The sequence below is a fragment of the Arenibacter certesii DSM 19833 genome (genome assembly GCF_000429545.1).
Lineage (GTDB): Bacteria > Bacteroidota > Bacteroidia > Flavobacteriales > Flavobacteriaceae > Arenibacter > Arenibacter certesii.
Genome location: NZ_AUCB01000020.1, coordinates 18,720 through 42,945, shown reverse-complemented (window position 1 = coordinate 42,945; position 24,226 = coordinate 18,720). Strand labels below are relative to the sequence as shown.

Sequence of the window (24,226 nt, the reverse complement as noted above, 5' to 3'; positions counted from 1 at the left end):
ATAGGACACGTCATGGCAAAACTCTTGGCATTAGCAAACTTAAAACTGAAAGGAGATCGCTATTCCAACCCCAACATCAGGAATTATAACCGGATAGAGGGGAGCCCGCGTTCCAAAAACCCAAATCATAACCTAAAAATGGAGGTGCGTGATCCCCTCTGGTTTTTATGTAGACAATGGCAGTTTGGGGAATTTCAGGGAGAGGATGCGGCTACTGCCTATCAGGCCAATATAATGGGAGTCCACTCTGTCCCGGAAGAAATCACCCTCCATAACGGAAATAAAATTACTTATTCCATAGACAAGCCCTTGGAGATGGTTATTGAGCGGGAAGATATAGATGCTACGCTTTTTCTTAGGGCACAAATGGGAAGGCATCTGAGCAAGATCTTGAAAAGTAAAAATATAGCGAAATATACCAAGGAGCTACAATTGGAGTATCCCATAGAAGTGGAGGTGGATGCCGATGATTATGAAGGTATTTACTTGGAGAAAGCTATAGGTCACCTATTACCAGATGGCTATTTGGTCTATGGCGCGATAATTAAAAATGAGTTTAAATCATGGTATGAAACCAACGCCAATATAGATGTGGGTCATTATGATCTGTTGGCCAAGTCCGCAGATGAATTTGGGGCTTGGTTCCACAGGTTGTACCAGCAACCAGGGAAAGATGAATCGGCTTGGGTACCGGAACACCTGGAATATAATTTTGCCCTAGATAGCAAGATAAATGCCGATTTAAAAAGAACGTTGATGGCCGATCAGTATGCATCGGGTCATTTGGATTGGAAGGATTTTGACCAAAAACAATCTAGTGCCACCGCTTCTGACCACCCCTTTAGCGATCCTGTTGAGGTAGTCCAAACTTTTATACCGGCCCCATTGCAGTTTAGTGGAATGCCCCACCCTAGACTTTGGCAAATGGAGGATGGCACTACAGATTTTGGGGCGTTAAGTGCCTCACCCACATCAATAATGAACCTTCTGCTTGCAGAATATGGGCTCACCTATTCCAATGATTGGTTTGTATTACCTTATGAGTTGAATATAAATACTATTTGTGAGGTTAAGGGAATTTGTATAACCGATGTTTTTGGACAGCATTTCCATATTGCTCCAACGGTTGAAGATCCCGAGATGGATTGGCAGGAATTTGCCCAATTTCATCATACCGAACGCGATAATGCCACCTTTAACGAAAGTATTTTTTATTTGGTGCCCGCTGTTGGGAAACTTATGGAAAGTGAGGATATAGAGAAGGTAAATCTAATGAGGGATGAAATGTCCAATATGGTATGGGCCATTGAAAACACTGTCCCCTCGGCCGCTGGTATGGGTAGGGTATTAAAGCGAAATATTCCCTCCTTGAGCGATTTTGAGCCAGCGGATGAGGAATCAAAGATTAGATATGTTCTTGGGAATACCGTTCCAGACAACTGGATTCCCTTTATACCGGTCCATAAAAAGGTGCCCGCAAATGTAATTCCACAGGAAATTCGCTTGCAAAGGGCCAGAATGCCCCAGTCCAGTGCTGCAAAAAGTAAATTGATCTCTGAAGTACAGCCGGTTTATTTTATTGAAGAACAAGAAGTGCTGAGCGCGGGAACAATCGTTACCAGAAATTTTCAGCGAACCAGATGGATCAACGGGAAAACATTTCTTTGGTTGGGAAGGAGAAAAGCAGCAGGACGAGGCGAGGGATCTGCCAATTTGAAGTTCGACCAGTTGTTGGACATCCGTAAAAATGATCCATAATGTATTAATATACTCAAATTAGTATTTATCTGTTTTCGTTTTATCTAAAACTCCCGATTTTTCGGGTATAGCAGTGCTTAACTGCCTACGCTGGCACCAGTTACACATAAAAGGTCACCAACCATAAAGTTCTGCACAATCTTTTGCCGCAATTTCGGTACATTGTTACTAATAGTTGTTTTATTCCTGATACACGTATTCCTCTCCCCTTTAAAGTTTACTAAAATCTATATCAATGCCATTTGCATGGGACAAGCTTATCGATAAGGCCTACCTCAATAACTCTTTAGAGGAGTTGGGCAAAATGCCAATAGATACCTTAAAGGGGGTGTCCAAAAAGGATGCAGACCTTTTACAGCAGGCATTCGGTATCAAAACTATCAATGATTTTGGATCCAATCCTTACTTTCTAGCTGCCCAAGCTATCTATCGGGCAGAAATGGAAAAAGAGTACGATGCAGGACCGCCACCATTTTGGCTTCAAAAATTCTCTGAATTGTCGGACGACTATTTTGTACAACACCCTTCGGCACGATTTAGAAGTGCGTTTGGAGGTGTATTGTACAGAGGGAGATTGGATAATACCGCAAGGGTGTTGGTTGTTGGCCAAGACCCCTCCACCGATGAGGCTATAGCGAGAAGAGCCTTTGTTGGATCTGCGGGACAACGCCTGCAAAAATTCTTGAACAAGGTGGGTATTACCCGTTCTTATATTATTATAAACACATTTGCCTATAGCATATTGGGACAATTTGACTCGGAAATGCGGAGAATCTCCCTAGAACCTACCTTAAAAAACTTTCGAGAAAATTTGATTGACACCCTTATTAAAAAAAATCCCATTCAAGTGATCCTAACTTTTGGAGCCGGCGCCAAGCATGCCATGGATAATTGGGAAAACACTCAAAATAGTAAAGTGTTCAATCTGGTACACCCTACGGCACCCGAGGCAACTACACATCCTAGCTGGAATAACCAACTTTCAGAGATTGCGGAGTTCTTGGAGGCTGATGATCCCAATATAATAAATATGGAACCGTATACTGGAAAATGGGACAAAACGCTTCATATGACCAATATTCCTAGATTTGATCTGCCATATGATATTCCTTTTTTGGCACGGAACACATGGTACTAACAGCAAGCGAGACCCCGCTGATAGGGTTAAAAATATAATCTGGCAATCCATATAGCAGATGCCCAACAACCCAATACATCCTAGTTTTGGTCTGAAGTATGCCCTTGAGGGCAGGGTTGTGACTATGGATAAAGTGGGTACCGTTATAAAAAGAGGAAGAATATTTGTGGAAAATGGCATTATTGTAGCCATTAAGAAAGTAAACGAAGGCTATCCTGATGGTTTTATGAAGGCTGATATAATTAAATCTGGAGGAACTATATTCCCAGGTATGATTGAGCTTCACAATCATCTTCCCTATAATATATTACCGTATTGGGTGGCCGATAAACAGTATAGAAACCATTCCCAATGGAAGGGAATAAAGGGATATAGGATTAATGTTACCGGACCCATGCAAACTTTGGGGAAATCCCCGGAATTTCCCGGAGCGATAGTAAGATATGTGGAATGTAAATGTTTGGTAGGTGGAGTAACTACATCCCAAGGCATTACTTTGGCCAATTCTAGCCTTACGAAAAAAGTATTTCATGGAATTATTAGGAATGTGGAGGAGACCAATGAGGATGATTTGCCTGAGGCGCTCACCAAAATTGCAGATGTAACATCTGGTGGTGCCCAAGCGTTTAAAGATTCCTTGTCTGAAATTAAGACAAGGTTATTGCACCTAGCGGAGGGAGTGGATGAAAGGGCACGGTCCTTTTTTACCAATCTAAAGATCAATGACCACCAATGGGCTATTACCCCAAAGTTAAACGGTATTCATTGTGCTGGCTTGGAACCGGAAGATTTTAAGATTTTGGGAGACCATGGAGGTTCCATGACTTGGTCTCCACTGAGTAATTTGGTTCTATATGGGGGTACGGCCCATATAAAGTCGGCCAAGGAAAACAACATATTAATCGCCTTGGGATCCGATTGGTCGCCAAGTGGTAGCAAAAATCTCTTAGAAGAGTTAAAGGTTGCCTATCTAGTAAGTGAACATGAATATGATGAGCCCGTTTTTTCCAATGAGGAACTGGTACGAATGGTTACATGCAATCCCGCCAAAATATTAGGTTGGGAGGCTGCATTAGGCTCCCTTGAGGTGGGGATGAAAGCCGATATGCTTATTGTCCATGGGTATACCGGTGACCCTTTTTATAAGCTCATCCAAGCTACGGAAATCAGTTTACTGGGGATTTTCATCAATGGGGTGCCCAGGTGTGCCCAAAGTAGAATTATGAAAAAATTTAATTTTAATTCAGCACATATTGAAAAATTTAAGATTGGCAATTCCACTAGATACCTCTACCTGAAAGAATCCGATCCCGATAATATGCTCCAAGATATTTCTTTAAAAATGGCCCATGATAAAATAGCCAGTGGGCTACAAAATTTAAACGTACTGGCAACTAAGTTGGAGGAAGCCCATGGTAATGCCTTGCTGTCCGCTTCCGATAATCCCTTGAATACGGAATGGATTTTAGTGACAGATGAGCATGATGGCGCTGGTACAGGTCTGGAGGAAGGGCAGTTGGAGTGGGGAAGAGGCATACCCTTCAGTGAGCTAGCGGAACCCCTGCCCTTGGATAAGCTGACCGTTATTGAGGATGACGAGCATTTTAGAAGAATGAGTTTCCATCCCTTGCCAGAATATGTTAGAAAAGGACTTCCAGATTTCTATGACCGCTCTTCCCTTTCATTGTCCCATAGCGACTATGATATTGAGGGACTAAAAGTAACAAATTTGGAGGAACCCATTACTTTGGAGCGCTTCTTAAAATCGTCCAGTAATCTATCTGTAAGTGATAAGTTGTGCATTCTAGACCAGGTGAAGATTATCCTTGAGGAAGTATATGTGCACCAGGTTATGAAAAGATCCATGTACGCCGTAAATCCAGTTCATAGAATTGATTTGATGAAACGAAACATTAGAAACGATGCTAGATACCATCCAGAGCATTTAGAAGACGATCATAAATTCCACCATGAACTGTTAGATATATTTAGTTCACTTCGGGATTTGCATACCAAATATATCCTTCCCCAACCTTACAAAAATAGGTTTGCTTTTTTGCCATTTCTAATAGAGGAGTATTATCCCACGCCATACGATAGTGAACCGAAATATATCATAACTACCTATTTTAAGGAGATTTTAAATGACAGACCAGAATATAAAATAGGATTGGAGGTATTATACTGGAATAACATTCCCATTAAAAAAGCGATCGCGCTTAATTCGGAAAATCAGTCGGGGAGCAATGAGGTGGCCAGAAACGCAAGGGGTCTGGATACCTTGACCATACGGTCTTTAGGAACATCCAATCCGCCAGATGAACATAGGGTGCGATTGGTATGTTACAATCAAACTACCAAATCAAATATAGAGTTGGAATTTGAATGGCTGGTGTCTTATCACCCGCCTCATTTCGATTTGGATAAACAGGAAAGGAACGCTACCATGATGTCTTATGGGTTTGATTACGACACCTTATCGGTGAACGGATTAAAGGCTACACTCTATGGAGGTGCATCCAGAAAAAGCAAACCCAAAAAAAAGAGTTCCTGGACACGTCCAGAGAACTATCCAGATTTGATGAAGGGAAAAGTGGTGCAGGATACGGAGGGAAATCAAAACTTTGGGTATATCCGAATTTATAGTTTCGCCGCTTCCAATGCTGAAAAATTTGTAACGGATTTTAGTATGGTTCTTAGGGTTTTAGAATTGAAAAATATAGCTGGACTTATATTGGATATTAGAGGTAATGGTGGTGGATTAATTACTGCGAGTGAACTTTTACTGGCATATTTGGCTGGGGGACCTATAGAATTGCAAAGAGCGCAGTTTATCAATTCGGATCTTACGCTTCAGCTCTGCGAGAAATACGGTAATAATAACGGTGTTATAGATTTATCCGATTGGATCCGTTCCATCAACCTTTCCAAAGTTACTGGAGATCGTTATTCTAGGGGTTATCCTATTACTAAACTAGACAAGGGTGATCCGCTAGAATGTATTTTCGCCAAACCAAAGGTTTTAATTACGGATGCGTTATGCTATAGTGCCGCAGATATGTTCGCTGCAGGTTTTCAAGACCATGGTCTTGGGCAAATTATCGGGGTTCATGCCAATACTGGCGCCGGTGGTGCAAACGTTTGGAGCCATGAAATATTGAGGAATCTCCTAGCGGACCAAGATTCTGAAGCGATAGCTCTAAAACCAATGCCTAAAGGAGCTAATTTAAGTGTAGCAGTGCGTCGGATTTTAAGAAAAAATGACGAACCTATTGAAGATTTAGGTATTGTTCCAGACGTACTACATAAGACTACAAAAAATGATCTGTTATTTGGAAACGTGGACTTAATCAATAAGGCTATGGATACACTTTTGAGCTTGGGTAGTTAATATTAGGATTTTCTTGGGCAAGCACTTCAGAATAAATCAATCTTAACGGTTCGGATTAACAATAAAAATCAGTAAATTGAGGTAGGATTAATGTTTAAAGTTGAGGTTGGTAGTTAAGATACCGTCAAAAAATATATTCCCCCCTATCTAATTTCATACGATTGCCCTTAAGTTGTGGTTATTTTGTAACCTGATACATGGACAGCCACGGCGTCCTAAATGTAAGCCAATAAAGGGTGTTCCATTTTACTGTAAATGGGGATATGAAAAGTTTGAATTTTTCAAAGTTAATTATTGAAACCAAGATTATTAAACGAACACGCAATCTCCAGATTAGAAGGTGTTTTCCAAAATGGGAAAGGACTTCTTTCCATTTGTTCTCCTTCTTTAACAGAGGCGTATTTAGTGACGAGGTATTACAACCAGAAAAAAATTATATCGCATTAACTCCAAATAATGAGTAAAACATGAAACCAATTTAAAATGGCAGACTTGCGTAATTAAGAGGGCTAGAAGTTTAAATGCAGGAGTTTTTTGGTAGCATAAAGGCTGTAGGTATTTTGACAGCCTAAAAAAATCAGTTAAATAAAAACCATTAATGTATGGCGTCTACCATCAAAATTTTTATAGCATCTTCCTCAGAGTTAGTAGCAGATAGAAAAGAGTTCCGAGAATATCTAAGTGTAGAAAATGATCGGTTGCATAAAAATGGGGTCTATCTTGAGTTAATTCAATGGGAATACTTTCTGGATGTGGTATCAGAGACGAGACTTCAGGACGAATACAACGAAGCAATCAAGACGGCTCATATTGTAATCTGTTTATTTTATACCAAGGCCGGAAAATATACCCAAGAGGAATTTGACACCGCTCTATCCCATTTCAAGGAGACGGGAAGCCCATTGATATATACCTATTTCAAATCTGGCGCACCCCAACCAGATCCTTCCGATCAATTGGCAAAAGACCTTGTTTCATTTAAAGATCGCTTGTCCAAACTGGGGCATTTTTATACCTCATATTCCAATATAGATAACCTTAAATTACAATTCCGACAACAATTAGACCGTCTTGAGGACAAGGGACATCTTGAGTTTCAAAATGAAATAAAGGTCAGGACACAGGAGGCAGTTACCAATTATTTTAATGTTAAAAATGCGGTTATAGATTCTAACATCACTGCTGGTGGTGATGTGCATGTTGGTGATAATATCACCCAAAACACAACTGTTAAAGGTAGTAATAACATAATTATCCAAGGGGTTTCTGAAAGTTCTATAACGGTAAACGTAGACGGCCAATTACATGAAGTAGAAAGAAAACTTGATGCCTTGCAGGCACTAATGGAGCAGCAAGCAACTAAATCTGTTCAGACTGCAGATAAAGTATATAATATAGGGTCTATCACAAATGCCAATTTTGGGTATTTAATGGGTCAAGCGGGACGCGATCAATCCTTACCAACTTCATTATCTCAAAATTTAGTGGGGTCTGGAGATGAATGGATTAAAAGTCTTGGTAAAGACTTACTAAAAGAAGGTATTCCTGTTGGGGATGACCCTATAGAAATCTTCCACAATTATGATTGGCTCATACAAGTCTTTCTACAAAAAATGTGCACCCCTTCTGGTCGGGAAAAAACGATATATGCATTTTCTTTTATGGTTGAAGCCTACGAAGCATCCTTGCGATATTTATGCTATATCCAGATGGCACAATTGTTAGAATTGGAGGAACCCCCAAAACTGGGTATTATCTCTAGTTTTCTACAGTTGGGTGATGAAGAATATCTTGATTTTGATTATACCAGTCTGCTTCTTACGACCTCTGATTTTATAGGTGAAAATAGTTTTGTTCCTGAAATCTATACATTTGTAGAGAAACTTAGAGAAACAGATTCCGATCTTTTTGGTACCGCATTTTTTTTAGAGTCTGAACGTCGCAATTTACTCTCTGGTACCACTCAAAAAAATGAGGCGTTTCATTTATTAATGGAAGAGTATTTGACAGCTCTTATCTACTGGCTAAAAAATTTATCGTTCTTAGCCAATTACCGCCTCGTATCCATAAATGATATCAACCTAAATTACCGTATAGGGTCCGATGAAACCTATCTACATCGTTATGCAGAATTGCATAGTGTCTATAACAAAAGTAGCGTTACAGATAAGACTAAAACCATTCAAGTAAAGGGTTCATTTACCTATAGTAAAAGCATTTTATTGTTTAGAGGCAATGTACTGGCGGCCTGCTTACGAAATATTGTGGACAAAGACTCCTATATCTCGCTATCCCCATTTCTTATAGATAAAAGTGTTTACGACGATGTAAACATAAAGCAAACACCAGAGATATTTCATTACACTGGCTATCAAAAAGAGGGTAGACAATACACCTATTCTCCTTATAATAAGGAATTGCCTATGGGGTCTAAGGAGGATGACCATGGTAAATATCCAACCCTTTATGTAAAATCTACCAATACGGATCTTTCTGGACTAGATGATCTTTTTGAACAGCTAGAAGAAACTTTTAACCCCTTTAAAATTAAAACATCATGAGCAGGGTTCCATCTCCTTTTAAGTTCTTGGACTCCTATCAGCAATCCGATGCCCAGGTTTTCTTTGGCCGAAGTAAGGAAACCACCGCGCTTTATAATGCCTTGAGCGGGGTGAAACATATTATGGTCTATGGCCCTTCGGGTTCTGGAAAGACCAGTTTGGTGGAATGTGGACTTCGAAACCGATTTTCCAATGCCGATTGGTTTGCGTTGACCATTCGCAAAGCAGAGAATATCAATACTTCCATATTTTCAGCTATTAATGGTGCCCTTAAAAATAAGATACCCATAGATGCAGTTACCAAATTACCAGAGGATGCTTCCATAGGGTTTACCGAGGCGGTTGAGAAATTATTTAAAGAGCGCTTCCAACCTGTGTATTTATTGTTCGATCAATTTGAGGAATTACTGATCTCTGGTAACCCTGATGAACAGCGTACTTTTTTTGTAGGCATTAATAAACTTATTCACAATACGGTACCTTGTCGTATTATGCTCATTATGCGTGAAGAATTCATTGGTCACCTGTCGGAATTTGAAGCCTTATGTCCAAGTATTTTACAGAACCGATTCCGCGTGGAGAAAATGGGTAGGAAAAATGTGGAGGAAGTCATATTTAAAATATTGGAAGCTCCAGAGTATAAGAAATACTATAAGTTAGATGATGGCCAGAAACTTGCTGAAAAAATCTTGTCCAGATTGCCAGATAAGAAAAAGGAAATAGAATTGGCACACGTTCAGGTGTTTCTAAGTGAGATTTGGGATCGGGCACAAAGTAGAAAGAAAGACCAAGAGCTACCCGTTTTAAGTGCCGAGTTAATCCAAAAAGGAGATGATTTGGAGAAGATACTGGAGAGCTTCTTGAAGAAACAACTACAAGCATTGGAAGGCATTTACGGTGAAAACGTACCCTTAGAACTTCTGGCTAGCATGATTTCTGAGAAATTCACGAAGCTACCAATGAGTGCCGCGGCAATAGAAGCGAAACTGGATCATGACGATGTAAAATGCAAGAAACCAATCCCTGATTTATTGGAAGAACTGGTGAGAAGACGAATCCTTCGTACGCTAAAGTCTGGTGATGAAACGCAATACGAGATCAGTCACGATTCATTGGCATTCGTAGTGGGTGAAAATCGTACCGAAGAAATGAAGATGAGAGAAAAGGCTGCAGATATTTATGTGGTATATGCAGAACGCCAAGGGCTATTTACCCAAGATGACATCGATTATATCAGGCCATTTCAAAAAAGCCTAAAATTACCTAAAGACCTACAGAAGCGAATTGATGAAAGTACTGCTGCTATTAACGAGCAAAAGGAAAACGAAATTACACGAGAAATTTCGAATCGCAATAAAAGGAAAAAAATGCGCATTATGGCTGCAGCCCTTGTGATTTTAATAGGATTTACTGCTTTGGTAATTCAGTTAGCAATCAAGACAAGGAAACAGACTATAATTGCGGAAAATAAAAAGGTAGAAGCACGAAAAGCTGAAAGACAAACCAAGAAATTGTTAAACATTGTAATGCAGGGAAGAGGGGAGAAATTTGAAAATCAGGCGGATAGTGTCATTATCGAGCGCCTTCAACTGCAACAAAATATGCCAATTGAAGCCCTTGTTAAACCAAGAGGTTATGTTAGTGCCAAAAATCAAAAAAGTAAAAACAGAAATTATTTAATGTGGATAGATGTGCCTTCTTTCCGTAAAAATGAAATTAAAGAAGTGCAATACAGATTATGCCCGGGCTTTGGGGATCGTGTACGGATTTCCAATGAACCATCGTCTTCATTTTCGATTGGATATCTTGGATGGGGGTATTGTCCGGCTGGGTATGAAATTGATATTATCTTAAAAAAAGGCGATACAATTCGGCGTTCCTTGTCATATAATGACTTCGTTAAGGAAGAGTAATGACATCTATAAATTTAAAGGTTTATAGGAATAAGATAATTCCAATCAATCATTTCGGATTAAATTGTTTATTTCTGCAAGATTCAGGTGGTCCAAAGCACTTAAAGTGCCGCTTAGCTCAAGTTCTGGTACTTGGCCAATATCGTTTTGATGAAAATAATATACTATAACTGTTAGGTTTTTATTAGGTAGCGATTTCTCTTTTAAATCTTTTGGAAGAGTTTCATAACTATGTTGTATCAAGAACTCCACGTCTCCAGGGCTTGGTGGCTCCGTACTAAAGGTTACATTTTTAGAAGCCACAATAAAGACAAACATCCTGAACTCGGACTCTATTTCAAAAAATAGGGATTTAAATATTTCGTAATAGGAAAATTTGCCCTCACTTCCTAGATGTGTTATCCAACGTTCATCCTCTGCTATAGTAGAACCATTGGTATTGAATTTTTCTAAACTTGTTGCCAATGCAAATCCGTCCAGATCATAATAATAGTGTAATTGATTCCTATATCCCGCTGTTCTCAAAATTCCACTTATATGGGTATCAACGTCACCTAAAACTGTCGAACTAGGTTGGTAATTTTCAACGGTTATATTTGCCGAAGCCAAGGGGGCAGGGTCCGGAAAGAAATATTGATCAATTTTAATATATTCCATAGCCTCTACACCAGAAGGTGAAGGATTATTGATGCTATATGCAATTTGCACTTTCTCATGGGGATACTTTTTTTGCAGTTCATTATACAAAGTTTTACTTACGGCAGTATTCAGTTCTTGTATTATAAATCTATCCTTTTCACCTTTCAGATCTTTATTAAAACTATCATAAGAATCATATAGTTCTCTAATTTGAAATTCGGTCAATGTCTTATTAAACTGATCTGAGGCGATATATTTAAGTTGAATATATCTGGAAATTAAATCGAGCTTGCGGTCTAGAGTATAAATAATGTCTCCCGAAGGTTTTAGATAATTAGTTATTTTCTCTCCCATTGCATTTAAAATGGAAAATTCCAAGGACAGGTCATAGATAGCCGCACTGCTCCATAGTGCTAGGAAATTGAAGTTGTTAGCGCGTTTTGCACTAAAAAATAGCTTTTGATATTCTGGATAGATGTCATTATTGAAATAGGGCGTAAATTTGGCCCTAAAATTTTCTATTCCCCAGTACAATGATTTTTCGGAGTCTTGGTTAAAGTTTATCAGGTCATAAAATGATGTGTCAAGACGCGTAAACATTGGCTTTTCCAATGCCCTTTTATAGTATCTATTGGCCAGCCCCAATTCATTCTTCCATTCTACCAGTTTATCACGATTTACTTCCCTTCTATCTCTGAAAAGCAATTTTGCCTTGTTGAAGTTCAATAAAGAGTAGGAAAAATTATAAAGATTGGCATTTTGGCGAATGAATTTTTTATTTTCAAACGATTCCAATACATTTTCTTCATAGGGAATTATCTTAGAAATCCTCGATGTACTAAGGCTATCAAAATACTTTTCGGTCAAGGACAAGTTCATATAGACCTGGGCAAGAGCGAATGATTCATTCTTTTGAATAAGAGGTGAATCTTGGGCAGGCAAAGCAAAGGAAAAGTATATTAAGATTAAAAAAACGAATAGGCTTCTAGCGTAGTTTATTTTGAAATTTTTATTATTTGCTGCAATCGAACCTCCACCCATAGGAATGCAAAAAGATAAAATGGCAATAAAGTGGGATGTCTTGGCTATCTCGGGAATTAGATAGCAGATATTTTTGATATTTTTATACTGAGATAATCCAGTAGTATTTTGATTAGCTTTTACATTATTTATCATGTGAACCCCTTTTTAAAATGAATATCAATGAGGGGGAGCGAATAATATGCTTAATGACTATAGAACCGGTATTGGAGCGTACGTTTTCTAGTTGCTACATTGTAGTATAAGTTATTTCTGCTGTTATACTTGCTATTAAGTTACAATATTTTCCTTTAGCATATTTAGGAATTTACCACTTTTTCTTATAATCCAGCTAGTGTATCTTATATGGGATGATTTTTTAATAATAATATTTTTAGATCGTGTCCAGTAGGTTTACTATTGCATTTTGTACACTTTGGTGGCAGCATAACCCTAATCTTGATGGGCCTAATTATAAAGGTATCATAAGCTACATTATTTTTGGGGAGTACAATCAAAGGTTCCAATTACAACTATTGGACTATTATTAAATTTGAGAATAGTTTTGTAGTATTCTAATATTATATTCTTTCAAATAAGAACTATAAGTTTATTCTAATAGTCATTATATAGCGGACTCCCGCCCATAATACCATATGGCACTCTACTGGAAAAAGCATCCTACATGTATGATAAATCGTGCTAAGCAGGTAGAATGAGTATCAGTTAAGAACGGAATTAAATGAATTTAGGTGTATAATTGTATCTTAAAGTTAACCTTGCGAATTAAATATCAGAAATTTTGAAAGAATCGTTGAAAACCACAGCTATTATTGGTTTCATATCAAAGGGCTTTATCTATCTGATTATTGGACTGCTTACTCTTTTGGCTGCTTTGAACATGGGGGGGCAAAGCTCGGGTACTAATACCGCCCTAAAGTTTCTGAAAAAACAACCTTTTGGCCAAGTGCTGCTGTTCGCTCTAGGTACAGGTTTGCTATGTTATTCCTACTGGATGTTTGTGCGAAGTATTAAGAACCCTGAAAATATTAGCAATGATATAAAAGGCAAAATGTCTCGTATTGGTATTTTTATTACTGGTCTGGTCTATACTTTTTTAGCACTTCTCCCTTTTTATCACTTGTTCACTTATTCTCCGGAAGGAAGTTCGGGTTCCCGTTATGTTGATTTACTAGGTCCATCCCTAATTTCGATTCTTTTTATTTGTATTGGGGTTGTATTAGTGATGCAAGCAATTATTCTAATAGTGGGTGTAATAAAAGGCGGTCTTTTAGATCAGTTTAACCTTGAAGGCCGTAAAGGATCATCTTTAATTCGTCTTGTAGGGAAATTTGGCTTTTTTTCGAGGGCTTTTATCGTGGGAATCATCGCCTATTTTTTTTTACGGGCAGGGTTATATTCTGGAAGTCATGAAATAAAGGGCATTCAAGATGCTTTTTCATTCTTGGATCAATCTCTCCTCGGCACAGTTTTGATGATTTTCTCTTCAGTGGGATTTATATCCTACGGTTTATTCTTTATATTTCTTTCCAAATATAGAACTTTCGAAGACTGATAATGGAAATAAAATTATTTGCTTAAAGCTCCTATGCTTCATTTATTTTAAATAGGATTCCTTACATTCCAGCCATTTCCCTCCATTTTTCCAATGTTTCAGAATGTTCAACATCGTATTATAACTTTATCATGGACCAACATCATTAAAAAAATTAAACCTAGGTCCGCACTAGACTCCATTTTAGAAGTTGCGCGGACATAGGTAACTATAGTAGATGATAATGATATTCTATGGATTTCAAAATTTCGATTAATAGCAGATCCTATTAATATAACTGTATAGGAATTCTTGCTTTTAAACTGACTATTGTTTCAGGTATTGATATGACTGAATCTACAATAGAATTAGTCAGAGAAAACCTTAAAGTTTTAATTCGCCTTAATGTCTACCATGTGTCAGTTAATTATTCGGTTGAATTTGATGCGGGAATAAAATGGGCTTTCAAATCTGGTTGTACCATGGTGCTATCTAAGGGAAACATAGGCCTTTTAATGCGCTTATAGCCCAATCTATGAAGATCTTGATCAACACCACCTGGGGTTAACGCCATAACCCAATCTCCACGCATATCATAAAGCTCTGGTACCAAGTAGCCTATTTTGACCACAACGATATCCGTTTGCTTAGGATTTAAGCCCAAATTGGTAAAGTCGCTTAAATAGTGATACGGTTTTCTCTTTTTGGTTACAATTACGTGAATACTGCCCACTTTAACAACTACTTCTACTTCTGCATTCCTGTCACCTTCCTTAATCGCTTCTATAGTACCTTCAAGTTCTAGGGGTCCAGCAAATCTATCATCTACAGCAGCACCGGCCAAGGCTTTAATTTTTCCGCCTACACCTATTTCAAGAGCTTTAGCAACAAACTCAGGTCCTGGGATTGAGGCATAAATTAAAGATGGACCATTCTCTGATTTAAACTCGGGCCTGGCCAATAATTGTTTTAAAGTCCACGTAACGTCACCCGAACCGCCAGCGGTAGGGTTATCTCCCATATCACTGATCATGTAAGGTTGTTTTTCACTGGCCAAGGCTAATTTTAAACTCTCTTCCAGGGTGGTAGTTGGAGCAACAAATTCGAATTGATTTCGAACATCCCAAAAACTTTGTGCCAAAAATTCAGCCCCCTTTTCAACTTGTTCCTTATCATCACCAGTAACCATAACTACAGCATGGTTTCGCGGTTCATCTGCCCAAGCATAACCAATCCAAATTGCAGCATCTATAACCCCTTCTTCTTTCTCTACCTCTGGTACCTTAGCGTATAGACTTTTACCTGGTTCAATACGGGTACTGGTTTTTTCGCCCGGCAATAATATGGGGACTGGTACCCAAGCCTTATATTTGGGCTTCCCTTTCCCATTTTCAAGTCGCTCTAGAAGATTGTCCACTGCTCTTTTCTTGGATTGCATAGCATCCTCGTGGGGTGCCATTCTATAGCAGGTTATTAAATCGGTATGTTGGGCTAATCTTTCCGATACGTTTCCATGTAGGTCCATAGAGGTAGATATAAGTACATCTGTCCCAATTACTTCCCTAATTCGTTTAATTAAATCGCCTTCTGGATCGTCTAATCCTACGACGCTCATTGCACCGTGTATATCAAAGAAAAGTCCGTCATAAGGTCCGTTTTCTTTTAATAATTTCAAGGTTTGGGATACCAAGGATTCGTAAGCTTCTTTCGTTACAGTACCTCCTGGCAATGATTTCCCCACCAGGGTAGGCACCCATTGTGCCCTATTTCTATTTAAAGAATCCATTTGCAGAAAGGGGTATCTTTTATATACGTCCTCTCCTTCTGTGGCATGAAAAGCTTCTTCATGGGTTAAGGCAGGTGAAAAGGTACTACTTTCAATACCTAGACCGGCAATTGCAATTCGAGGAAGTGCTTTGGTATTATTTTGCTTATCTCCTTCTTTACATGAAGTTAGAAGTATTAATAGTAAAATGTAGCAAGTGTAAAGTTGTCTCAAAGTTTTAGGCTGTTTTATGGTTAGTGATAAAAAAATAATATATTTTCATTGTAATTTTACAATATAGGAATCGAATATAAGAATTTAACGTATAGATTTTTTACGGTAGGAAAACAAATTTTTATCTTTTATAGATTCACGTATTGGTATGAATCTGTAGAAACGGCTATTTACATTAATTACCAACGAAGTATTTAATACAGTATGCAAATACATAGGATAGGGGCGATATTGATAGTAATACTTAACTCAAGTACGAATTAAAGAGGGGAAGAGACTAAATTAGATGTATGAAAATAGTTAAGTGTAATACGCAATATCCTTTAAAAACTATTAGGATCAATAAAAGTTTATTTTTCTTCTTTGTTATATCCCTTGTATTAAGTTGCCAAAATCCCGATCAAGTAAAATTCGCTACTAATTATTTGGGTATAACCTTAAATGATAAAGGGTATATTACTAGCCTTAAAAACTTAACTAAGCAAGAGCTTCATGATTTTAGTCCCCCCGATAAACCCTCTCCATTGTTGTCTTTATACAATAGCAAGCTTGATACCCTATACGCACCACAAAGTGCAGATTATAACAACTCAGATAATATTATTAGGCTTAACTATGGGAACCAATCCGTAGCTGAAATAAGGATTGATGCGAAGGAGAAGTATTTAAAATTCACCCTCCTATCCTTATCAAACAGAGAAGATATAGAAGGGGTTCAGTGGGGATCTATTCATACTAATATTAACAATTTACTTGGTGAGATTATTGGGGTGGCACGTGATACCAGTGAAACTGTAAATTATGCTATTGGAATGCTTGCCCTAAATGATAATACCCTTGGGGGAAATTCGAGAACGATTGGAGACGCAGCACCTTTTCAATATATAATCCACTCCCCAGATACGTTACTATATCCATTACCGGATCATTTACATGAAGGGCAGGTGTTTACATTAGGAGGTGATGGAATTAGTGATGTTGCTTTTTATGCCCACAAGGAACCGTATTATAGAATCATGTACGGTAATGCTGCTGAGGTAGACAACGAAGGAAAGATATCCATTACCTACAATTCAAGGGACCGTTCAAAAAAGAGAGAAATTTATTTTTCTTTGATACCTAATATGCCTGCTAATACTCCAAACCATTTGGAGGTACAACCGCTACCAATTGATTACATAGGATCTTCGGTTGCTTTATGGGGTAGTCCCGACAGTACTGCCCTTATGGATGTGATTCAGGATATTGTTTTGGCAGAAGGACTTCCATATCCGACAATAGATGGGAAGTGGGTAAAGGACCCGGCCGCTTATGTTCCCGATGCAATTACCAGCGGAGGTTTGTACGATAGCATTATTTCTTATACTTCCAGATTGGGTTTTAAGGCTATTAGCCTCTATGATCAAGATTTTTTGCGACCAGACCGTGGGAATGAGGGGTTTATAGATGGGAAATATTTTGAGAAAAAGCCTTTAAAACTAACTTCTGGCAACCTGTCCCATAAAGAATTCGCCAAGATTGCAGCGGAGCGAAATATTATTATAGGGAGAACGCCAATAACTACTGCTTTAGCTCCCGGCACTAAGGATGCCAGTCCTAATCCCAGTGACAGTCTGTGTTACCAACAAAAGCGCTTATTAAAGAATACTATTAGTTCAACAGATACCATCATTATCGTAGATGACCCTACATATATGGATGAGATTGCCAGTTGGGAAGGACATGCAGAGAATTTGAATATGGTGAAAATAGGGAATGAGCTCATTCATTACTTAGGGGTTTCTAAAGATGAACCTTACCGACTTTTAAATGTAAAGCGCGGGTATTGGGGAACCAAACCTATTGAACACGTAAAAGAGGATACTATATATAAACTACAAGTAACTTTAAATTATGGTTATGATGGTTTAATTCCTAATATGCAACTACAGGATAAAATAGCTGAATATTATGCAGATGTATGTTACATCAACGGCATAGGCTATTACGATTTTGACGGTCAGGAGTTTTTGTTCAATAACGGACATGGTTATTATTCTACAAAACGTTTTTTCGGTAAAATGTTTAAACAGGCGGCCACACATGGTATTGCGCCCATTCGTTTTACAGGTGCCACATTATCAGAAGGATCCTGGCATTACCAAAGCATATGGAATGTTGGGGGTGGAAAAAATCTTTATGATCTGGATACTAGGGAATGGGGCAGTACTACTAGCCAGGGCAAGGATCTTAGGGACGTCACCTATGCCAATTATTTCCCAACAGGTATGGGAGGCAATTTTCCAATAAACGCTCAATCCACGGCGGAGCAATATGAACATATACAGGCAATTTCGGTTGGTCTTGGCACCACTTATAGCCTTTATTTAAATCAGAAGGATGTGGAAAGCTGCCCAGAAAAGGAGGCTATTTTTAAGGTTATCAGAACATGGGAGAATGCCAGGGCTGCAAATGCATTTCCGCGTGATATAAAAAAAATATTGGTAGATCCAAAAAGGAATTGGCACTTGGAACAGTTAGACCATAATAATTGGAATTTGTACCCATTAGAGGGAAATGCAAAAAGAGAGGCCATAAAATTATCTAGGGATTTTGAAGGTGGTTATTAAACTATTATTTGTTCGAAATTACACTTTAAGCTTTGGCAATAGTCGAAAAGGTGGCTTTTGAATCCCGAAGGTATCTTTAAAAAAAATCACCCAAAGTTGGTTTGATAAGTAGAGTAGGAGAGAGTTTAACTTTCGTTGTTCTCTGGGTCTTGTAATGTTGCAAATAAAAATACCCATTGCGTTAACAATGGGCATCTTAAATCTTTAAAAAAATACTCAAGCGAGCTTGGCAGTTTTTAATGCTCTAAACTGCTACGTATTTTTAAGTGTCGTGGAGCCGGGGAGAATCGAACTCCCGTCCAAACAAGCAATTACAATGCCTTCTACATGCTTAGTTCCTAATTAGTTTTCGATGTGCACCTGACCAGGAACAGCCCAATACACACTTAGCTTCTTGAATTTTGGTGGTAGTGCCGAAGCTTCACTACCCTTGTGTTGACATTGCTGGTGCTTCTGATAGGGACGCCGTCAACAAGGGCTTCCCAGAAACATCTCGCTTCCCTACCTTGTAGGGACGAGGCTAAATCCTACTATAATTCAGATTAAGCGGCAAGAGCGTAATTATTTTCGCCAATTAAAAAGTGTGGAAAATGAGATTAACGAGCTGTAGCCCAGCGCTCGGCATGCTTACATTCCAATTGGTCTCGCTGTCAAAACCAGTCGGCCCCTTCATGAGTTTGGTGCAAATTGTGTACCATAATTGAACTTGCCCGAAGGGTCATTCCAATCCTCAATGATTTTTTTCAATGAACTGTATATTCCTGTTGTGGGCGTTTCCCTTCGCTCGCATCTCACACGGTTTTATAAAAACCTTCTGAAGTGCGCTCTGGGTCGGGCTTTCGGCAGTACAAGCCTGCTTGTTGGCAGGCAGGTACTTGCCTCTATCCCTAACGCGGCTGCAAAGATAGTGCAAAAACTATTCCTAAAAAAGTTTTGCATCCCAAGATGCTAAATGTTATATTTACAACTAAACTCCTTTTTAGAGTTATAAAACAATATTTGAATGACGTTTGGAATCATTAGAGAGCGAAAAAATCCACCTGATAGAAGAGTGGTATTTTCTCCTGAAACCTGTGGAAAATTATTGGCCAAATTCAATAAGGCACAAATTATTGTAGAACCTTCGCCCATTAGGGTGTTCTCGGATGCCGATTATAAGGATGCCGGAATAGAGGTGGCCAATAAAATGGAAGAATGCGATGTGCTGATTGGGGTAAAAGAAGTGCCTATTGACAATCTGATACCCAATAAAAGATACATATTTTTCTCCCATACTATTAAAAGGCAACCCTATAATAGAACCTTGCTTCAGGCTATATTAGCCAAGGGCATAGAGTTGTATGACCACGAGGTGATTACCGGAACAAAGGGCCAACGATTGGTGGCTTTTGGCAAGTATGCGGGAATTGTTGGGGCCTATAACGGAATAAGAGCTTACGGACTTAAGTTCGATTTGTTCCAATTGCCAAAAGCGGAAACCTTGGCAGATCAAAAGGAACTTATTTCAGAATTAAGAAAAATTAAGCTTCCCAATATAAAAATTCTCCTTACCGGTAGGGGGAGGGTTGGCAATGGTGCCGAAGAAATGCTTAAGGCTATGGGTCTTAAAAAAGTAAATGCTACCGATTTTCTGAACAAGGAGTTTACTCAACCGGTCTATTGCCAAATAGATGCCTCAAAATATAATAAGCGAACCGATGGTATTGTGGGAAGTAGGGCCGACTTTTTTGAAAATCCAAAGGAGTATACATCCAATTTCTTTCGTTTTGCAAGGGTAACGGATCTGTATATAGCGGGACATTTTTATGACGAAGGGGCTCCCTATCTTCTAACTAAGGAAGATGTAAGGCAAAAGGATTTCAAAATTAAAGTCATTGCCGATATCAGCTGCGATATAAATGGTCCTATTGCCCCCACTATAAGGGCAAGTACTATTGCGGACCCCGTTTATGGATACGATCCCATAACCGGGTCTGAGGTGCACTTTAAGGATCCAAACGCCATTGCAGTAATGGCCGTAGATAACTTGCCCTGCGAATTACCTAGGGATGCAAGTGTGGGGTTTGGGAAATCATTCCTGAAATATGTTATTCCTGCATTCTATAATGGGGACGAGGATGGCATTCTGGAAAGGGCCAGGATGACCAAAGATGGCAAGCTAACTAAAAGATTCGCTTATCTTCAAGATTATATTGAGCCGAAATCAATTGCCAGTCAGTAGTAATCAGTGACCAGTGATCAGTCGGCAGTGGCCAGTAAAAGGTAAACAGTGGAAAATAATCTATAAACAGTGGCCGGTGTCATAGCGTTAGTGCTTGTTATGGGTCTTTCTGTTAAATAGATGTATAGAGTATAGCACTTAAGAATAAATATCCTAGGCGTATACTCCAAATTGCACTGCCCTTTGCATAGCCAAGTATCTTTGGTCCCATGCATTTCTGTCCGAATTAAGATTGTCGTCTATATGAACCGAGTCTTTAATTCTAAATTGCCCACCCCAGCGTAATTGGGGGTCATTGATAATGTAGGATATAAACTGCCTTACCGGTTCGTCCACGGCAGGGTAGTGGTTCAATACCTTAGAATTGGCCAATTGCCCATTTCCATAAATAACATTCATATCTATAGCGTGACCAGCCATATGATTAGATCGGCTAGCAGGTTTTACAATGGCACCAGCAACATTGGTGGAGGTGCGAAAGGAACTAGTAACATATACATAAACCTGGGATCTTTCGGCGTAGTCATTTACTTTTTCAAGCATCGGCGCAAACAGGATATCTGTGCGGCAAGCTTTCCCACGGAAACGGGAGCCTTCAAAGAAAATTAAAGGGGATTTGCTTTGTGGAAGATTGTTTTTGGCCAGATCGCTCCAATTTTCACCATAAAAGGCATTTATGTCCCTTATCATTAGATCTACAAAAGGACGGGATAATAAATCGCCATCAGAGGGCAATGAATTATCATTGGCGTAGGCAATGGTCGCATTTCTGGTGCTCTTGCCATAGAGACCGTCGGCGCCGTATTTTGGGAAATTCAGCAGATTGCCATAGCCCATTTCATTTAGGAGTAACTGTATCGCTGTGATGCTGGTAGATGTGCCCTTAGAAACATAATATCTTGTTCTTAGATCCGATTTGTAAATAGACCATAGTAGGTACATGTCTGGCAGAAAATCGTGACGTTGAAGGATTAGTTTGGCCAGATCATTAGAAACCGAGATACCATCAGTGGTATATCTGTTCTTTTTCGCAAACGCTCTTACTGTTGCAGCAGTGGCAGGTCCATAATCCCCATCGGCCTCATAATTGTTCCATTTCAGTTCCTGTCGGAAACCCAGTTCAAATAGAGTCCGTTGCAGGTCTGTGACCACTATTTTGTCTTTGGAGCCTTGGTATAGATGCTTGTGGATTTCGCCTTTATTTAAGGCCGTTTCCAGGTAGTTAGAACATTCCATTTGCGCTGATTAAAATGATTATTTATGGCGTAATTTCAGGAGGAAGGAACTTTATTAGTGCCGAGGATGTCGAATTTAATTCACCTTGTGCGAATAAATTTATATAGTTGATCAACTATATCGCTATTCAATTTTCTTACCAATCCAGATGCGTATATACCAAAAAGGCAGCAATTGAACTTACACTATGGCCCCATGGATTTTATCTAAACCGCATTGTTTCAAAAATTGACTGTTAAAAACGTTTAGAGTGGGGATGTTCAACAAAGTGTTTCTAGCATTTACCCATGCCTCTACCTGTGTGCTGCCAAACATCTGCTTTATCCGAGTCTCGTTTAAATTAAAATTGATTTTTCCCCAATGAAGGGTATAAGGAATATTTTCTTGTTCCAATCTATTCCATGCCGCTTCATAAAATTTCCTTGCGGCTTGTCCGTCAATTCCGTCCATTTCCAATACGCAGGTTTTTGGAAATTTGGTGAATCCTAAGGTGGCTTTGGTGCCTTTTACATAGCGTAGGGAAAGTCCGCCAGGAAATGGATTTTGTTTGTTTACCTCCACTAGTAATTCTACTGCCCGTGGTGAATCTGCTATATCTATCGCTATAGCTGCACTGCAAACTTTGCCTCTAAACTTAGTATAGTTAAAAATCTCCCTCACCGTTCCAATACGGGGAGGCTCTGGCTTAAAAGCCATCTTGAACATTACATTTACCAATGCAGGAACCGCCATACCTGAGCCTGGTAGGTTATCCATTAATGTAGAAATAATACCTAAAAGATCATCACCATAAGTAAAATCGTTTCGCCTTTGTAGAGGGGTGTGAGGGAGTTGAAATGGTTTTTTAAACATGTATTTAATAAATGCCCCCTTGGCCGGATTGTTGGGTTCAAAATCATGAATATTGAAAACCACCTCAAAATGGTACATCTCCCCATTTTCTCCTACTCCAGGTAGGTTAAGACCAGAAAAATTTAAGGTGCTCATAGTAGTTTTTAGGGTGTCATCATAGGCTATGGTGCCATAGCGATGCTCGGTAAGTAAGAATTGAGGTTCGGTTTCAATCATTACCCCGTGTATAAATCCAAAACTGCCAAAACTTACCAAAGCGGCATTAAATAAAGCGTCATCCTGTATCAATTCTGCATCCAACCAGTTTATAAAATTTGGGGAGGCCACGGGATAAGTTGCTCTTTCTAACCATATATGCTTATCGGCCCCGGTAATCAGATGAAGTCCCACAACAAAATCAGGGACCGCTCCAACATTAAAAGCGGCACCGTGCGTGCAAGTGGAAAGGGCCCCCGCGATGGTTTGGCCGTTACTGGCTCCTGAGGCTTTTAATGAACGTTGCGGATTTTTGGACGATAATCGAGTGTTTACTTCATGGATTATGGCACCACATTGAAGAAAGTATAGGTCTTCGGGTTCCTGGGCATAAAGCGGACTTACATAATCAGCCGAAATTGGAAAGGAGAAATTTAAGCCTGCGGTATCAATCAATCCACCTTCCGTAAGTCCAACTTTTGTGAAAGACCAACCGCTTCCCATTGCTCTTAATTTATGGTTCTTGTTAATGGCATTTTCAATTAACCATTGAAAATTCTTCGTAGTAGCTAGGTAGCGATTCCTGTAGTTAACCGCAGGAGGATTCCAAAGCTTAAAAGAGCAATCGGGTATTAAGTCATGCGTGAAATTCTGGTGCTTATTAGACCATTGCTGTATGGGTAGTGGATCTATTCCTATTGGAGTCATACTGTTTTTGTTTAATTATCCATATCGCCCTCTCCCTGTTGGGGTCTCGAACAACCAAAGGTGGCGGTTCTGTGATTTACAATCCCTAATGTTAATGCGCTTAATAGAAAATCGCCAAGAGAGGTTTTAACCACTACCCAAGATAAAGCACCTTCGCGACAAGGACATTGGTTATCGGCCACCTCAGGGTTGGCGTCTACTCTTTTTTGTTTTAAACCCCAATAGTAGCTCCAGTTAGAAACTTTTCTGCATTCCAAGTTTTCCACACTGTCTTGATAGGGACTTGCCTCTACTCGGGTGCTAACACATGAAGATGTAATTGATAATGCTAGAAGTACAAAAACAACAATGATTTTATCAGTCGACTTCATAGGTTTTCGTTATTTAAAAATTAGGTAAACATCTATTGCAATTTGGGGGTATTTTTTAAC

13 protein-coding genes and 1 other RNA gene are annotated in these 24,226 nt (G+C 39.1%); 8 read left to right on the top strand and 6 right to left on the bottom strand.

The features are described from left to right. Positions 1-12: 12 nt before the first annotated feature. From G466_RS0111610 to G466_RS0111585, 5 genes are all read left to right on the top strand, one after another. Entirely contained in the window at positions 13-1,758 is a 1,746-nt protein-coding gene (locus G466_RS0111610; protein ID WP_026813817.1) for a hypothetical protein, read from the top strand. A 235-nt stretch (positions 1,759-1,993) separates the two neighbouring features. Continuing rightward, complete coding sequence (locus tag G466_RS23180; RefSeq protein ID WP_051315626.1) at positions 1,994-2,896, top strand: uracil-DNA glycosylase family protein; 903 nt, start codon at positions 1,994-1,996, stop codon at positions 2,894-2,896. Positions 2,897-2,954: 58 nt separating this feature from the next. Further along, on the top strand, positions 2,955-6,287 hold the full coding sequence (locus tag G466_RS23175) for a S41 family peptidase (RefSeq protein ID WP_051315625.1): 3,333 nt from the start codon (positions 2,955-2,957) through the stop codon (positions 6,285-6,287). A 602-nt stretch (positions 6,288-6,889) separates the two neighbouring features. Continuing rightward, entirely contained in the window at positions 6,890-8,848 is a 1,959-nt protein-coding gene (locus tag G466_RS23170) for a hypothetical protein (RefSeq protein ID WP_051315624.1), read from the top strand. Continuing rightward, entirely contained in the window at positions 8,845-10,761 is a 1,917-nt protein-coding gene (locus tag G466_RS0111585; RefSeq protein ID WP_026813815.1) for an nSTAND1 domain-containing NTPase, read from the top strand. Before G466_RS23170 ends, G466_RS0111585 begins: the two co-directional genes overlap by 4 nt. A gap of 45 nt (positions 10,762-10,806) precedes the next feature. Here the strand turns inward: G466_RS0111585 and G466_RS0111580 are convergent, their stop codons facing one another. Beyond that, positions 10,807-12,576 (bottom strand): hypothetical protein, encoded by a 1,770-nt coding sequence (locus tag G466_RS0111580; RefSeq protein ID WP_026813814.1) that lies wholly within the window; start codon positions 12,574-12,576, stop codon positions 10,807-10,809. A 646-nt stretch (positions 12,577-13,222) separates the two neighbouring features. Here G466_RS0111580 and G466_RS23165 point away from each other — a divergent pair. Next, positions 13,223-13,996 (top strand): DUF1206 domain-containing protein, encoded by a 774-nt coding sequence (locus G466_RS23165; RefSeq protein WP_084418813.1) that lies wholly within the window; start codon positions 13,223-13,225, stop codon positions 13,994-13,996. Positions 13,997-14,402: 406 nt separating this feature from the next. Here G466_RS23165 and G466_RS0111570 read toward each other — a convergent pair whose 3' ends face one another. Beyond that, complete coding sequence (locus G466_RS0111570) at positions 14,403-15,974, bottom strand: M81 family metallopeptidase (RefSeq protein WP_026813812.1); 1,572 nt, start codon at positions 15,972-15,974, stop codon at positions 14,403-14,405. Between the two features lie 290 nt (positions 15,975-16,264). Here G466_RS0111570 and G466_RS21870 point away from each other — a divergent pair, with 290 nt between their 5' ends. Then, the gene (locus G466_RS21870; RefSeq protein WP_205622030.1) at positions 16,265-18,583 is read left to right on the top strand and encodes a hypothetical protein; all 2,319 of its coding nucleotides are present in this window, start codon (positions 16,265-16,267) and stop codon (positions 18,581-18,583) included. A gap of 269 nt (positions 18,584-18,852) precedes the next feature. On the opposite strand, the gene ssrA is transcribed toward G466_RS21870, so the two are convergent. Continuing rightward, positions 18,853-19,251, bottom strand: a transfer-messenger RNA (tmRNA) gene (ssrA, locus tag G466_RS23520). Positions 19,252-19,586: 335 nt separating this feature from the next. Between ssrA and G466_RS0111560 the strand changes: the two genes are divergently transcribed. Beyond that, on the top strand, positions 19,587-20,804 hold the full coding sequence (locus tag G466_RS0111560; RefSeq protein WP_026813811.1) for an NAD(P)-dependent oxidoreductase: 1,218 nt from the start codon (positions 19,587-19,589) through the stop codon (positions 20,802-20,804). A 153-nt stretch (positions 20,805-20,957) separates the two neighbouring features. On the opposite strand, the gene G466_RS23160 is transcribed toward G466_RS0111560, so the two are convergent. The 3 genes from G466_RS23160 to G466_RS0111545 form a co-directional block, all read right to left on the bottom strand. After that, entirely contained in the window at positions 20,958-22,040 is a 1,083-nt protein-coding gene (locus G466_RS23160) for a peptidoglycan-binding protein (RefSeq protein WP_051315623.1), read from the bottom strand. 180 nt (positions 22,041-22,220) lie between these two features. Further along, positions 22,221-23,795 (bottom strand): FAD-binding oxidoreductase, encoded by a 1,575-nt coding sequence (locus tag G466_RS0111550; protein ID WP_026813810.1) that lies wholly within the window; start codon positions 23,793-23,795, stop codon positions 22,221-22,223. A gap of 11 nt (positions 23,796-23,806) precedes the next feature. After that, the gene (locus tag G466_RS0111545; RefSeq protein ID WP_026813809.1) at positions 23,807-24,166 is read right to left on the bottom strand and encodes a hypothetical protein; all 360 of its coding nucleotides are present in this window, start codon (positions 24,164-24,166) and stop codon (positions 23,807-23,809) included. Positions 24,167-24,226 lie beyond the last annotated feature (60 nt).

Excerpts from the sequence above, each read along its gene's own strand:
- G466_RS0111610 (WP_026813817.1), top strand. The coding sequence starts at position 13 with ATGGCAAAACTCTTGGCATTAGCAAACTTAAAACTGAAAGGAGATCGC.
- G466_RS23180 (WP_051315626.1), top strand. The coding sequence starts at position 1,994 with ATGCCATTTGCATGGGACAAGCTTATCGATAAGGCCTACCTCAATAAC.
- G466_RS23175 (WP_051315625.1), top strand. The coding sequence starts at position 2,955 with ATGCCCAACAACCCAATACATCCTAGTTTTGGTCTGAAGTATGCCCTT.
- G466_RS23170 (WP_051315624.1), top strand. The coding sequence starts at position 6,890 with ATGGCGTCTACCATCAAAATTTTTATAGCATCTTCCTCAGAGTTAGTA.
- G466_RS0111585 (WP_026813815.1), top strand. The coding sequence starts at position 8,845 with ATGAGCAGGGTTCCATCTCCTTTTAAGTTCTTGGACTCCTATCAGCAA.
- G466_RS0111580 (WP_026813814.1), bottom strand. The coding sequence starts at position 12,576 with ATGATAAATAATGTAAAAGCTAATCAAAATACTACTGGATTATCTCAG.
- G466_RS21870 (WP_205622030.1), top strand. The coding sequence starts at position 16,265 with ATGAAAATAGTTAAGTGTAATACGCAATATCCTTTAAAAACTATTAGG.
- G466_RS0111560 (WP_026813811.1), top strand. The coding sequence starts at position 19,587 with ATGACGTTTGGAATCATTAGAGAGCGAAAAAATCCACCTGATAGAAGA.
- G466_RS23160 (WP_051315623.1), bottom strand. The coding sequence starts at position 22,040 with ATGGAATGTTCTAACTACCTGGAAACGGCCTTAAATAAAGGCGAAATC.
- G466_RS0111550 (WP_026813810.1), bottom strand. The coding sequence starts at position 23,795 with ATGACTCCAATAGGAATAGATCCACTACCCATACAGCAATGGTCTAAT.
- G466_RS0111545 (WP_026813809.1), bottom strand. The coding sequence starts at position 24,166 with ATGAAGTCGACTGATAAAATCATTGTTGTTTTTGTACTTCTAGCATTA.